This is a genomic window from Streptomyces sp. NPDC019531 (genome assembly GCF_044903305.1).
Lineage (GTDB): Bacteria > Actinomycetota > Actinomycetes > Streptomycetales > Streptomycetaceae > Streptomyces.
Genome location: NZ_JBJDQL010000067.1, coordinates 16,585 through 30,744, shown reverse-complemented (window position 1 = coordinate 30,744; position 14,160 = coordinate 16,585). Strand labels below are relative to the sequence as shown.

The window sequence follows — 14,160 nt, the reverse complement described above, 5'->3', positions numbered from 1 at the left end:
CGCCAACTCCTCAACCAGGCGGGCGATATGACGCCGAGAAACCCCCGTGAACAGCCGATGCGCCAGCACCGCCCGATTGACCATGATCGCCACAGGAGGACCGCATCCGGGCCGCCAGGTCCACCGGCCTGCGCAACCTCCCCCTGCACCACATCGCCCAGAACCAGATCTGGCTGGAGATCGTGCAGATCGCCCTCGACCTGCTGGCCTGGATGCCCATGCTCGCCCTGACCGGCAAGGCAAGGTGCTGGGAGCCCCGCCGTCTGCGACTCCGTCTGTTTACCGCGGCCGGACAACTCGGCGCCACCGGCCGCCGACGCATCCTCCGCCTCGCTCGGCACTGGCCCTGGGCCAGCCACATCACCGCCGCCCTCGAACGGCTCGCCCAACTGCCGAACCCCGGATGACCAGCAGGTTTCCCGTCCCAACGAGCAGCACCACCAGCCCGGAGCAGTGGAACCCGGCGCGCACCCGACACGAGAGTCGGGCCATCGGCCTGCCCATCATCCCGCAGGGAATGAAAAACGGTCCGCCGACTCCGTCGGCAGACCGTCACGCAAGATCGAGGCTAGACGGAAGGGCCGAGTTCGCGCCTGCGGCGGTTACCGCGAATCTCTCGGAAGGAGAGCAGAACGACTGCCAGGTTCAAGGGAAAGGCGATGGCGTTCGCCACCTCCGGGATGTCGAACGCCCGCAGCAGACTGGCTGCGGCAGCGATCAGGAAAAGGGAAATGGGCAGGAACCTGCGCCAGGTCGGGATGTCCCGGATCCGGGCGACAGTGACTGAGCACCACAGGGTGAGGCAGAAGAAGGCGATCCCGAAAGCGATCACTGCGGGAAGCATGCGAGGTATCTCCACAAAAGCGGCCAAGGTCGAATTGATGAAAAAACGACCTGCGGCAATGGGTGGGACAAAGGAGGTGGTGCCCCGCGACCGATGTCGTGGGGCACCACCTTATGCGCTACAGATCAGGCCCTGGATGTCAGCCCTTTGTGTAGACGATGCGGTAGCTGGACACGTAGCGCCACGATGTTCTCGTCCAGCTCCAGCCTCCGGTGCGCGTCCACTTGATACCGGTCCATTTGATCCGGTACGTCGTGCGGTCACGGTAGGAGTACTGCCAGTGCGTTTCGAAGGTCGCCAGGATCTTCTGCCTGCCCCAGCCGTACCAGGCCACGACCTTGCACTTGAAGATGTACTGCTTGCGGTAGCGGTACTGCCGCTTCCACGCGCTGATGGGCACCGGCCCGTAGTCACCGCTCAGGATGTCCATGTACCAGTGCCAGTTGACGTTCTGCCAGCCGCTATAGCTCCAGCGGGTGGTGCGCAGGACCGTGGTGTAGCTGCGGCCGGTCCAGGCGTGCTTGGGCACGCGGCAGGTCGCGCAGCCTGTGACGTCGTCGTTGTTGACGGGGTCGGCGCATGCGTACTCGTAGGCGTTGCAGCTGCCGCCGGGTATCGGATCGGCGGACAGGAAGCGGCCGGTCGCCGGGTTGTACAGGCGAACGCCCATCAGGGTGAGGCCGGTGAGGGTCTCCCCGGACCGGTGCATGCCGCCGTGCCAGCCGTAGCGAACCGTGGTGGAGGTGTTGGTGCGGTTTCCGTACTCGTCGGTGGTGAGCACGGTGGGAGCCTGGCCGGCCGTGGTGGGCAGTTGCATCACCACGTCGCCGTGCAGGTTGACCAGTTGCAGGACGGTCGAGCCGGTCTTGGCGGTGGTCGCCACCAGTTGACCGTCGAATCCGTTCACGTTGCGGGTGACCGCGCCGGTGGCGGTGTCCTCCACGGTCCAGCGCGGGGTGTCCGCGTCGGAGCTGTAGTGGTTGAGCTTGGACTGGGTCTGTGTCCAGGTGCCGGAGGCGTTGGATTCCACGGTCCAGCCACGGAAGCGCAGCTGGGAGTCGAGGGTCCAGGTCTGCCGCTGGGTGCCCGAGGTCTGCTGGCGCACCAGGTCGTTGGTGTAGTAGGCCAGCGTGGTGCCGGGCGCCGCGGAGGTGCGGCCGAAGGCGTCGTAGGTGTAGCCGGAGTCCGCCAGGCGGTCGGCGCTGTCGTAGGTGTGGCTGGTTGTCGTCGCGCCAGTTGTGGTGCAGGCCAGGCCGGGCGTGGCCGCCGCCGTGGCCAGGGTCTTGCGGTTGGAGTTCTGGTCGAAGGTGTAGCTGCGGGTGACGCAGACACTGTCGACGGTGTCGTCCTCCGCCCGGATCAACCGTCCGACCTTGTCGTAGCGGTAGGTCTGGCTGGACGTCTGGCCCGACGAGCCGGTGTAGGAGGAACGCTGACCGTGGACGGTGGGGATGAGGGTCTCGGAGAAGAGCACCTCACCGTCACTGTCCCGGGTGTACGTCCGCTCCATGGCCATGCCGGCCGGGTTGGTGCTCTGGCTCATGGTGTAGCCACCCGGCAACTTCTGCGAGCGCACCTGCCCGTCGGCGTCGTAGCGCACGCTGAACGTGCCCGCCACGGAGTCCGTGATCGACGTGGGCAGACCGCGGGGGTCGACGCTCGCGTCGTACGCGTAACTCGTGCTGGACGGCACGTTGTCGCTGACGAGGACCGCGTGGCCCTCGGCGTCGTACTGGCTGGTGGTGACACCTCCGTCGGCGTCGGTGTAGGAGATGAGGCGGCCGAGCTGGTCGTACGCCTTCTTGACCGTTCCTCCGCCGGTGGAGGTGACCTCGGCCACCTTGCCGCTGACCGGGTCGTACGTCGTAGTGACTGCGGGGATGGCAGTGCCGATGCCCCCGGTGACCGTCACCGTCTTCGTGCGGCCGGCATCGTCGTATTCGGTGGTCTTGACCCGGGTGGAACCATTGGCGGTCTCCGTGAGCTTGGAGGTCTCGACCCACCGGTCGTATTCGGCGGTCGTGGTCGCCAGCTGGGTCGGGTTGGAGCCCCCTCCGGTGATCGCTGCGGCCGGCCGCGTGCGGCACACTTCATCGGCCCACTCGGGACGGCCACTGCAGACGCCGGTGCCGTCGCCCGTGTAGTAATCCGTGATCAGCGTGCCGGCGTCGGATCCGCTCGAGGCGGGCAGGCTGCGGGTGATCTGGCGCCCGGCGGCGTCGTATGTGGCCTTCTCGGTGATGGCCAGGCCGCCCGGGTCCTGAATGGTGCTGGTGGGCTCGCCCACCACCCAGTCGTAAGCCGTCTGGGTGACCCTGGCATCGGCCATGAGCGTCGGCCAGTTCCGTGGCTGGGCGCCTTCGGTGCGCTTGGTGACCTTGTCGGAGACTGTCGCTGTGCCGTCGGTCGGGCGGCCCGCGTCGTACTCGCTCACCACGCGGTGGCGCACGATCGCCTGGTCGCCCACGGCCAGCACGGTGGTGGTGCCGTCCTTCAGCTCGGTGTCCAGGACGACCCGGTGCAGTGGGCCGAGAGTCTCCACTTCACGGGAACCGTCGGCGTTGTAGATACCGCGGTTGGACAGCAGCTCAGCACGCTCCGCCGCCGGAAGGCCCGCGATCCCGAGGTCGGCCAGCTGGGCTTTGTCGGCGTCGGTCGTGCCCAGGGCCAGCGCGCGGTTGGCCGCGGACAGCTCCCGCACCGCGTTGCCGAACTGGTCGTACTCGGTGGTGGTGATGTTCTTGGCCGGGTCCAGGGTGTTGACCTCACGCCCGGAGGCGTTGAGGTAGTGCACCATGGCCCGCCCGTAGTCGCCCGCTGCGAGCGAGGCGCCGCTGTTCGAGGCCGGGACCGAGCCCGTCGGGAAGACCGCGGTGGCGTCCGAGGGAGCATCGAGCTGTCCCCATGCCGCGACATCGGCGCTTCCCATGGCCTGGGGGGCCTTGGTGCCGGTGAGCGGTACGCCGTAGACGACCGACGTCTGGGCCGTGCCGCCGTCCAGTTCACTGGCGGAGCCTGCCTTGAGCGTCGGACGGGATGCCTTGAGCAGCATGCCCTCGCCGGACACCGGATCGGTGCCGACCTTGCCGTAGGTGAACGTCCAGGCCAGCTGGCCCGGCGGCGTGAACTGGGTGACGTGGCCGGCGGAGTCGTAGGCGTACGTCGTCTTCAGCGCCGGGGAGACCCTGGGGTCCCACGTCTCGCGCAGGCGCCCGGTGTCGTCGTAGGAGTACTTCGCCACGGGCGTCGCGGTGGACGCGGTGGCACCGGGGGTGGTCGCCCATGCGCGGATCTCGGACACCTGGTCCTTCACGTTCCCGAAGGCCGTGGAGGTGGCGGTGGTCGAGGACGCGTAGACGAACTCCAGGACGCGGCATCCCCGGGTCGCCGGGGATGCCTCGCAGGTTCCCAGCGTTACTGCGCTGGTGGCGGCGATCACGCGCTTGGGACGGGCGAGAACCTTGCCGTCGACGGTGACCGCCTCGGAGATGACCTCGGTCGTCGAGTTGGCCTGGCCGTCGACCAGGGACCGGGAAACGGTCCAGGCGGTGGCGGAGGAGTTGACCCGGCTGAAGGTGGTGACGCTGCCCTCGGTGTTGGAGAGGGTGAAGTCGCCGGTGGTGAAAGTGCCCTTCAGCGTCAGGTCTTCCGCGCCCGGTTCGGGGATCCAGCCGGTCTTGGCCGAGTTGGCGGAGAAGGCGATCGTCTCGCCGTCGGCGGTGACGATGTCGAGTGAGGACGCCGAGGTCTTCCGCAGCTCCGAGTAGTCGGACTTGACGGCCTGCGCGGTCGTGCCGGCCACCCACTCCTTGCCGAAGATCGCGGCCTGTCCGTCCTGTGCCGCACCGGCCTGCGGGGTACGGGAGGACGCGCTGCGGGTCACCGTCATGTCGAGTACGGACACGTCGGTGCCGGACAGGGTGTAGTCGCCGGTGAGGAGGTTCAGCGAGCCGGGCCCGGCCTCACCGGCGGCGGCGTCGTCGGCGTTGCGGTCGACCACGACGGCAAGGGGCTGCGTCGCGCCGGAGGCGCCGCCCGGGCCAGTGAAGTCAGCCTTGATCTGGATGGAGCCGTCCGGATCGACGGTGTTCGTGGTGTTCCACACGAGCGCGGCGTTCTTGCCGTTCGTCAGCGGCACAGGCCATGCCGTGAGCGCGGTGCCGCCGGAGGTGACATCACCTGCGGGGATCTTCACCCACTCGTCGGCTTCGGAGCGGCGCCAGGAGAAGGAGACGGCGTCGTACTTGCCCGCCTCCGCCTCGGCGACCAACGGGAGGCGCCGCGCGGTGCGCTCACCGTCGGCCGGCTGGATGAAGCCTCCGGGGCCGACATGGAAGGTGTAGCTTGCGGGTTCGGACTTGTTGTCCGCCTTGTCGACGGAGCGCACCTGCAGGGTCTGGGTGCCGTCCTTCGGCGGAGTGATGGACAGGGCCTTGTTCGCGGTGGAGCCGCCGGTGGCCACCTTGGTCCAGGTCACTCCGTCCAGCGACCACTCCAGCCAGTTGTGATCCGCGGCGGGAGGCGTGACGGTGAAGGTGCCGGCCTGTCCTGCCCCCTTGACCCACTGGCTCGACGGGTAGTCCGTCGATGTGATCTGGGTGGGGGCAGAGGGTGCCTTGGTGTCGACGGTGAACGTCTTCCACTCCGACCAGCCGAGGTTGAAGTGGGTACCGTCGTACGGCGACGTACGGAACTTGTACGTCTTGCCGTCGGTCAGTACGCCTGCCGCGACCGTGACCTCGGCGACCTGGCCGGAGGGCACCCACGGGGAGACGAGGTATTCGCCGACCTTTGTGTCGGTCACCGAGTCTCGCACTTCGAACGTGCCGTTGACCTTGTCGCCGTTGGCGTCGACGAAGGTGTCCCGCAGGGTCGGTGTCGTGGTGTCCACGACGTAGGCGCCGCTGTAGGAGAAGTACGGAGGTCCGGCCTCCTGCTTGGTGCCGGTGCGCGGCCGGTAGTTGTAGTTCACCACCAGCTTCGGCGGGTTGGAGGCCGCGTTGGCGGAGTTGACCCGCTTCCACTGCGCCACGATCGATTCGTCCGTGGCGCGGATACCCATGTGGCCGCGGGTGGCCTTGGCGGAGGCCCACTCCTGCACCAGGGTCGTCACGCCGGCGTTGATCCAGCCGTCGGGCTGCGTGGTGCACCCGGCGTTGCCGCGGGTCTCGGTGGAGGTGGCCTTCTTCGCCGACATCGTCGGGCGGTTGGTCCACCGGCTGGAGGTGGATGCGGCCGCGGAGGACCACACCTCCCACGGGTAGAGCTTGCAGTCGGTGTTGCCCGAGTGGAAGTTCCACAGGGACAGCTTCGCGTCGAGGATCAGCGCGTCCTGGATCGGCGAGGTGTTCCAGGAGATGAAGGACTGCGCCGTGCGCGGCGTGCCGTCCGCGTTCTTCGTACCGGGATTGCCGAAGTCCAGTTCCGTGTCGGCGGACCAGTCCACCGTCTCGCCCTGCTGCACATAGGTGTCGAAGACGTTGGACAGCGACGACGTCGAGGGGTCGACGGTGACCGGGTAGGTGGTCTCCGGGTCCGCGAGGAACTTCGTGTCCGGGGTGATCACCAGGTCGACCGACGAGCCCTTTTGGACGACCTTCAGGCCCACCTTGGCTCGGTTGGTGTGCTCACCGGACCGCTTGTCGACGGTGGCGTCCCACATCACGGGGGCCGGCATGACGGCGCGCTTCTTGTTCTTCTTGTCGGTGAACAGCACGCTGCCGTCTTTGAGTTGCTTCGCCTTCAGGCCCTTGGCCTTCAGCGGCAGCGTGTAGGAGTAATCGCCTGCGGCGGGGCGCTCCTTGATCTCGACGTACTGCTCGAAGCCGGTACGTGTGGCCTCCACGACCACGTCCGCGCCGGGTACGGCGTTGACGTACTCGGCACGCGTTCCGTCGAGCTTCGGCTTCGGCAGGCCGCCCTTCCACTGCAGGGTGATCTGCTGGTCGCCCTCGCCGAGCGTGACCAGGTCGGTTGCCTTGGCCTCACGCGCGGTCTTCAGCGACGTGGCGGGCGTTCCGGTTTTCCCTGCCAGCCGCAGCCCATCGGGATGCGCTTTCGGCTCGACGCCTCCGGCGACTTCCCGCAGCTCGACATCGACGTCGGTCCACTGGCCGTCCCGTTGGAACCGGACCGGCCCTGCGGCCATCTCTGTGGTCAGACTGCCGTCCTTGTTGGCCCAGGTGGTCGACGTCTCGGTGCGCTCGCTCAGGGCCTCCACACGGTGCCCGTACAGCCGGGCGGCGATGCGGGCCGACGGTATGTCGTCGGCCTGATTTGCGGTCGGCTTCTTCGGCTTGGCTTCCTTCACCTGCTGAGGCTGAGCAGCGAGGTTGAGCGCAACAACGTCGCCTGTGTTGGCGACCAGGAGGGCTGTTTCGGCGGCCAGCAGCATCGCGGCAGCCGCAGCAATCCGTGGCAAAGCGCGTCTGCGGCGGTGGAAAGCGAGCACAGAGCCCCGCGTTCGGGGCACGGCGTGTCTCATCGATGGCATCCCTCGTGGGTCAGGACATGGGGGCGCCCGATCCGACCACTTCTGTGGTCACGAAAGAAGTGAGATCTTCACCAGTTCCGTGCACAACCCTTTGCTCTGCGCCACGGTCGTACGTTGACGGTGAGGTGCGCTCTTCACCGGGCACGCCCGGAGAACCAAGAGCGCCGACCGTGAAACGGGGGAACGGTGTGGGACCTCTCATGAGGATGACTCAGGCGACCAAAGTCGCGTCGCTGTCGCTGACAGTCCTGGTCGCAGGGACACTCACCCTCCTGGCCGTGGACGTGCTGGCGCAACCTCTCAGCAAGGGATCACTGATCACCGGGACGATATTGATGATCGTGCTGCCCGGCGTGCTGCTCGGGCAGTACTCACCCCCTCCGTACCGTCTTCCCTACCGATGGCGCTGGGGGCTGCTTGGTCTGCAGGCGGTGCTCACCTACGTACCGGTCCTTGTCTTCGAGTACTCCTGGCTCAGCCTCCTCGGCTTTCTCGCAGGTGCCGTGCTGCTCACGGTGCCGCGTCCGGCTTCGATCGTCATCGCGGCTGCCGTGGCAGCGAGCGGCCCGCTGCTCGTCAACAGCAGTCTGGTGACCGCGCAACGCGGCGGCGTCAGCGTGCTGGTGTCCACCGTCGTCACCGGCAGCAGCGTGTACGCCGTGGTCCACCTCACCCTGCTCGCCGCGCGGCTTCAGGCCTCGCACAGTCAGGCGGCACGGCTCGGTGAGCACCGCGAACGGGTCCGCATCGCCCAGGACCTGCATGACCTGGTGGGTTCGTCACTTGTCTCGATCGCCGTGCAGAGCGAGCAAGCCCTCGCCCGAACTGCAAGCACCACGCCAGCCCGTCAGGCACTGACCGACATCGCGACGCTGGCACGACGCACCCACCGGGAGATTCGAGGCATCACGAGCCATCGGGCCGCCGCCGCCCATCTGCACACGGAAGTCGCGCACGCCCAGAACATGTTGTCCCGTGCGGGAATCGTCACGCGCACAACACTGCCGGCCCAGCTGGATCTCGGCGGGCCCACGGCCACTTGCATGAGTGCCGTCCTGCGCGAGGGCATCGGGAACGTGCTGCAGCACAGCCAGGCGTCCCGTTGCGAAATCGAGGTGACGATCCACGCCTCCCGGCTACGGCTGTCCATCGACAACGACGGCGTACTGCCGAGCAGGGAAGACGCGGAACCAGGCAGTGGACTGGTGAACATGCGGTTCCGAGTCCTGGCAATGAGCGGAACCCTCGGCACGAGATCCTGTGGCGGGCACTTCGTCCTGACCGCCGAACTCCCCCTAGATCCAGCCGTGGCGCTCGGCGATACGAATCGCGTCCACCAGGGTGCGGGCGTGTAACTTCCCCACGGCGGCCGAGAGTCGATTGCGTACGGTGCCCACGCTCAGGAACAGATCGCCGGCGATCGCCCTCGTGTCCGCACCACTCGCTGCCAGCCTGAGTACCTCCGCCTCGCGCGAGGTCAGCGGAGTCACTGATTCCGCCGAGTCGGCAAGCTCCGGCGGCTCGATCACCCGGCCGCCGGCCGCCACCGTGCGTACCGTCTCGGCGAGTCCCTTCGGCGAGATGCTCTTCAGCAGATACCCCGACGCCCCCGCGTCCAAGGCGCGCCGCACGTGGCCGGGCCGATCCAGAGCCGTGAGCATGACGGTGCGGCAGGCCGGCGCGCGGTCGGCCAACTCACGCGCCAGAGTCAGCCCGTCCATGCCCGGCAGATCGATGTCGAGCAGGGCGACATCCGGAGTCACATGTGCGATGGCCTTCAAGGCGTCGGCCGCGTCGGCTGTCTGGGCCACGACCTCCATGCCGAACTCTCCGTCGAGAAGAGCGACAAGGCCTGCCCGGACCACCTGCATGTCTTCCACGACGAGGACCTTGATCACGATCTGAATCGTCCAGCGCGCTTTGCGTGAGCGCATTGCCCGACCTCGGCAGCGTTCGCTTCATTTGTTTGCCGGAGTGCGGCAGAGTCCCAGCCAGGGCATGCGGGCACACTGAACGCAGATGCGAGTCGGTGCTCTCGGTTGAGGTGGTGGAGGCCGATGGGGAGGACAGCTCGGGCAACGATGCGGTGGCGGCGAAACTCACTGAAGCGGCGCATCGACGTCTTCGAGGCGTGGCTTCTCCTCGCCGCGTGGCTGTGCGCGGTGGCAGGCGGCCTCCTGGCCGGGCTGAGCACGGCATCGCGACGGCGGCAGTCTGTCTCGGCAGCGGACCGAGCGGCAGCCGGTTCAGGTTCAGGCCGAGGTCCTGCAGGATGCCAAGGGCCATGCGGCGGTACACGGCGCCGACGGTGTCCCCGTACGGGTCACCGTGCGGTGGTCTGGCTCCGACGGAGCCAGACACACAGGACTCACCATGGTCAGGCCCGGCACCGCGGCCGGTACCCACATCACCGTCTGGACGGACGTTCACGGCCGCCTCGCCGATAGGCCACTGTCCCCCACGGCGGCATTGCTCGAGGCAACCGCGATGGGCACCCTCGCTGCGGCCGGTGCGGTCTCGGCCGAAGGCGAGGAGCGGTACAGAGTAGACGAGTGATGCTCTGCGCCCGCGAGTCGGCTCGCTGCATGTGATCGGAAGACCCCTCCTGCTTACTATGCTTTTGCGTAGTTTGGTAAATTCGCAGAGCTGCAAGCTCACCCATGACTCACGTCGCTCCCCCTCCGACTTGCACAGTCAACAATGCGGGGAGAGTGAATGGCGGGGGACGACAGAACGTGTCGTGGTGCTGGCCGGGCGCGCCAGAGCATGGCGTCGAGGGCAGAACGATAGGTTTCTATTGTTGGTAAAAAAATAGAGCATGTTGATGCAAAGTGCGCTTTGGGGATCTGGCGAGGAAAGGGCTTTCGCTATACTTAATCTCGCGCTTTCGCGAGTGGGTCTGTCCGAGTCTTGATCAAATAAATGGAGAGTGCCGCTGACCTGCAACGATGGGACTTGTCGAGGGTCCTGTCAGCTGCAAGGGAAGAAGCACTCTCCAGGTGAAGAAGAGTAGCGGGTCGTACCCGCGTGTCCGTGTCGAGGGCGGCGGCCGTGGAGTTGTGGCCCAGGCCGGGGCCGTGCTGCTGGTCGAGACGGTCCGCAAGTCCCGGCCTGGACGGCGCGATATCGGCGGCGCTGGCGCCGTGGCGCAAGCGGCGGGCCGTGCACGATCCGGGCAAGATCCTGCTGGATGTGGCCCTGGCCGTCGCACTCGGCGGCGACTGTCTGGCCGACGTCGGCATGCTGCGGGCCGAGCCTGCTGTCCACCACGGACCTGGGGCTCGTGGCCGAGCGCATCGAGCTGCCGGTCACATCGCACTGGAACGGGCGCCTGCTGGGCGAGACCCGGATGCGCACCGAGACTGGCGTCTCCATCGTGGCCGTGCTGCGCCGGGCCGAGGCGATCCCCTCCCCCACACCCGGCTTCCGGCTCGCCGGCGGTGACACCCTCATCCTCATCGGCACCCGCGAGGGCGTGGAGGCGGCCGCCGCGATACTCAGGCGGGAGTGACCCGTCATGCACTCCTCCGCCGTCTTCCTGATCGAGTTCGGCTGCATCATCCTGGGCCTGGGGCTGCTCGGCCGGTTCGCCGGACGCTTCCAGTTCTCCCCGATACCGCTGTATCTGCTGGCCGGGCTCGCCTTCGGCAACGGCGGGCTGCTGCCGCTGGGTACCAGCGAGGACTTCGTCGCCATCGGTGCGGAGATCGGCGTCATCCTGCTGCTCATGCTGGGGCTGGAGTACACCGCCAGCGATCTGGTCTCCAACCTCAAGACCCACTACCCGCCGGACTCATCGACGCCGCCCTCAACGCCGTTCCCGGCGCGGCGATGGCACTGCTGCTGGGCTGGGGTCCGGTGGGGGCGGTCGTGCTGGCCGGCGTCACCTGGGTGTCCTCCTCCGGCGTCATCGCCAAGGTACTCGGCGACCTGGGCCGCCTCGGCAACCGCGAGACCCCGGCCATCCTGAGCATCCTGGTCCTCGAAGACCTGTCCATGACGGTCTACCTGCCCACCGTCACCGCCCTGCTGGCCGGCGCCGGCCTGGCCGCAGGCAGTGTCACGCTCGCCATCGCGCTCGGCGTGGCCGTCCTCGTCCTGGTCCTCGCGGTCCGCTACGGCCGCCACATCTCCCGCTTCGTCTCCAGCGACGACCCCGAGAGGCTGCTCCTCGTCGTGCTGGGGCTGACCTTGGTGATCGCCGGGCTGGCCCAGAAGCTGAACGTCTCCGCCGCGGTGGGGGCCTTCCTCGTCGGCATCGCCCTGTCCGGCGAGGTCGCCGAGGGCGCCCACAGTCTGCTGGCCCCGCTGCGGGACCTGTTCGCGGCGGTGTTCTTCGTCTTCTTCGGCCTGCACACCGACCCCGCCAGCATCCCGCCCGTCCTGCTGCCCTCTCTCGCCCTGGCCTCTGTCACCGCCCTGACGAAGATCGCCACCGGCTACTGGGCCGCCCAGCAGGCCGGCATCGCAGCCAAGGGGCGGTGGCGGGCCGGCGGGACCCTGGTCGCCCGCGGCGAATTCTCCATCGTGATCGCCGGGCTCGCCGTCACGGCCAGCATCGAACCCTCCCTCGGCCCGCTGGCCACCGCCTACGTCCTGATCCTCGTCATCCTCGGCCCCCTCACCGCCCGCTACACCGAGCCCCTGGCCACCCGCCTGTTCACACAGCGCCGCCGGCGGCCGGCCCCGCCCACCCAGGAGAATCCGCCTGCGCCGCCCGACAAGTACGAGATCATCGACGACCAGGACGCTGTCGGCCACGCCTGACCGATCGCGCGTGGGGCTGCCTTCGACGACGGAAGTGAGGCGGCAGAGCCGGAGCCGCCCTGGGCCGGCGCCCCGGGCCGGCGACCAAGCCGACGCGCTTGCCCCCGTCAGGTGTCTCCTTGCGCCTCCACAGGATTCCGATCGTCACCAAGGAGGGCGCAGAACGGGCACTCCGGCCATGGCCCTCATATGCTTTCAGCAGGTGTGCCGGGAAGCCTGGTCGGCGGATATCCGCCTGCCGCCCCGGAGCCACCATGCTTTTCTTCCGCTTGCGTCACCGTCGACAGCCCAGGCCGCACAGCCCGCACGCACACGAGGTGGTCCGGCTGCGCGGCGACCTGGACGCTCGCAACGCCGAAGCCACCGGTCGCCGCCTGGTCAGGTTGGTCGACGCCGGCACTGACGTCCTGGAGATCGATCTCGCTGGCGTGAAACACCTCAGCCCGGACGGCTGCGCGGCCTTGTTCATGGCCTTTCGCGCCGCGCGGGCGCACGGCACACGGCTGGTCATCACGCATGCGAACGACCGGGCACGGTCGGTCCTGCGCCGGATCGGCATCACCCGCGCGCCGGTGGCCCGAGCGGACGACGGCGCATAGGCGACCGAGACGCTTTTCCGGAACCCGGCAGTGTCCGGCACGTCAGAGTGCGCGCTGGCGACCTGTCAGTGCCGCGTAAAGAACGTGTAGGGTTCCCAGCGGTGTGCCGGGAAGCCTGGTCGGCGATGTGAGGACAACTCTCTTCGTTGATCGGGGGTTCAGGTCATGGTGCTCGCTGTGGTCTTCGGGGTGGCACTGCTCATCGCGGTGCTTCTGTCAGGTCTGGCCGCCCGGACCGTTCTGTCCACCTCCTTTCTCTTCCTGGTCGGCGGCGCGCTCGTCAGCGACGGTTTCCTCGGGCTGATCCACATCACGCCGGACAGCGAGATCGTGTCCGTGACAGCCGATCTGGCGCTGTTCGCGGTGCTCTTCACCGACGGCATGCACGTCTGCTTCCCCAAGCTGCGCGCCCACTGGCGAAACCCGGCCCGCGCCCTCGGACTCGGCATGCCGCTCGCTTTCGCCGGCATGGCACTGATCACGCACTACCTGGTGGGCCTGGACTGGACGACGTCGTTCCTGGTCGGCGCCGTGCTGGCGCCGACCGACCCGGTGTTCGCCTCGGCGATCGTCGGACGCAAGGAAGTCCCGGCGAAGCTGCGGCAGCTGCTGAACGTGGAGAGCGGCATCAACGACGGGCTCGCTCTGCCGGTCGTGCTCATCCTGATCGCCGCGGCCGGGCCGACCTCCGGGCACGCCGAGGCGTCGCTGGGGAAGATCGCGCTTGAGCTGGTCCTCGGGCTGGCGTTCGGTGTCGTCCTGCCGTTCGTGGTGATCGAACTCGTCCGGTTCCGGCTGCTGGGCGCCGAGCCCAAACTGCAGCCGCTGCTGCCGCTGGCGATCGGCGTGATCCTCTACGCGGCCTGCCACCTGACACACGCCAACCCCTACCTCGCCGCGTTCTCCGCGGGCGCGGTACTCACCGCGCGCTCGCTGGAGGCCAAGGAAGCGTTCGAACCGCTCGGCGAGGCACTGGCGGAGCTGGCGAAGTTCGCGGCACTGCTGGTGTTCGGCGCGCTGCTGACGCCGCACCTGTTCGGGGACCTGTCCTTCGGCGGCTACGTCGCCGTGGTCCTGGCCATCGTGCTGATCCGCCCGGCCTCTCTGCTCCTGTCCCTGGTCGGTACCCGGTTCGACCGGAGGGAGAAGCTGGTCGCGGCATGGTTCGGGCCGAAGGGCTTCGCGTCGGTCGTGTACGGGCTGCTGGTACTGCAGGCCGGGATCCCGCAGGGCGAGGAGGCGTTCACGCTCATCGCCGTGTGCATCGCCTTCTCGATCATCGCGCACAGCTCCACGGACGTGCCGATCGCCCGCATGTTCGACGTCGAGGACCTCGTCGGTGTGCCCGACGGCGACGAGGCACCCCGTCCTGCCAAGGAGGCCGGCCGTGTTGGCGCATGAACTCGCCGAGCCCTACCCGCACGTGTCCACCGACAACGCCGCCACCGACGCGGCCC

General features: G+C 68.1%; 6 protein-coding genes and 4 pseudogenes. 7 read left to right on the top strand and 3 right to left on the bottom strand.

Annotated features, from left to right (window positions below; all coding sequences use genetic code 11):
* Nucleotides 1-95 precede the first annotated feature (95 nt).
* Nucleotides 96-407: pseudogene (locus tag ACI2L1_RS41750) on the top strand (transposase); the annotation flags it as partial.
* Nucleotides 408-568: 161 nt separating this feature from the next.
* On the opposite strand, the gene ACI2L1_RS41745 reads toward ACI2L1_RS41750, so the two are convergent.
* Complete coding sequence (locus tag ACI2L1_RS41745) at nucleotides 569-844, bottom strand: hypothetical protein (RefSeq protein ID WP_404744697.1); 276 nt, start codon at nucleotides 842-844, stop codon at nucleotides 569-571.
* 139 nt (nucleotides 845-983) lie between these two features.
* Nucleotides 984-7,238, bottom strand: a complete 6,255-nt coding sequence (locus ACI2L1_RS41740) for a DNRLRE domain-containing protein (protein ID WP_404744698.1) — start codon at nucleotides 7,236-7,238, stop codon at nucleotides 984-986.
* A 377-nt stretch (nucleotides 7,239-7,615) separates the two neighbouring features.
* Between ACI2L1_RS41740 and ACI2L1_RS41735 the strand changes: the two genes are divergently transcribed.
* Entirely contained in the window at nucleotides 7,616-8,692 is a 1,077-nt protein-coding gene (locus tag ACI2L1_RS41735; RefSeq protein ID WP_404744696.1) for a sensor histidine kinase, read from the top strand.
* Here the strand turns inward: ACI2L1_RS41735 and ACI2L1_RS41730 are convergent.
* Entirely contained in the window at nucleotides 8,633-9,271 is a 639-nt protein-coding gene (locus ACI2L1_RS41730) for a response regulator (RefSeq protein WP_404744695.1), read from the bottom strand. The two genes, ACI2L1_RS41735 and ACI2L1_RS41730, sit on opposite strands and share 60 nt — an antisense overlap.
* A gap of 1,014 nt (nucleotides 9,272-10,285) precedes the next feature.
* On the opposite strand from ACI2L1_RS41730, the pseudogene ACI2L1_RS41725 reads away from it, so the two are divergent.
* The 5 genes and pseudogenes from ACI2L1_RS41725 to ACI2L1_RS41705 all read left to right on the top strand — a co-directional run.
* A pseudogene (locus ACI2L1_RS41725) lies at nucleotides 10,286-10,601 on the top strand (transposase); the annotation flags it as partial.
* Nucleotides 10,588-10,848, top strand: a pseudogene (locus ACI2L1_RS41720) (cation:proton antiporter regulatory subunit); the annotation flags it as partial. The pseudogenes ACI2L1_RS41725 and ACI2L1_RS41720, both read left to right, overlap by 14 nt.
* Before the next feature lie 6 nt (nucleotides 10,849-10,854).
* Nucleotides 10,855-12,104: pseudogene (locus tag ACI2L1_RS41715) on the top strand (cation:proton antiporter).
* 317 nt (nucleotides 12,105-12,421) lie between these two features.
* Nucleotides 12,422-12,703 (top strand): STAS domain-containing protein, encoded by a 282-nt coding sequence (locus ACI2L1_RS41710; protein ID WP_404744694.1) that lies wholly within the window; start codon nucleotides 12,422-12,424, stop codon nucleotides 12,701-12,703.
* Nucleotides 12,704-12,868: 165 nt separating this feature from the next.
* Complete coding sequence (locus tag ACI2L1_RS41705; protein ID WP_404744693.1) at nucleotides 12,869-14,104, top strand: cation:proton antiporter; 1,236 nt, start codon at nucleotides 12,869-12,871, stop codon at nucleotides 14,102-14,104.
* Nucleotides 14,105-14,160: the final 56 nt, after the last annotated feature.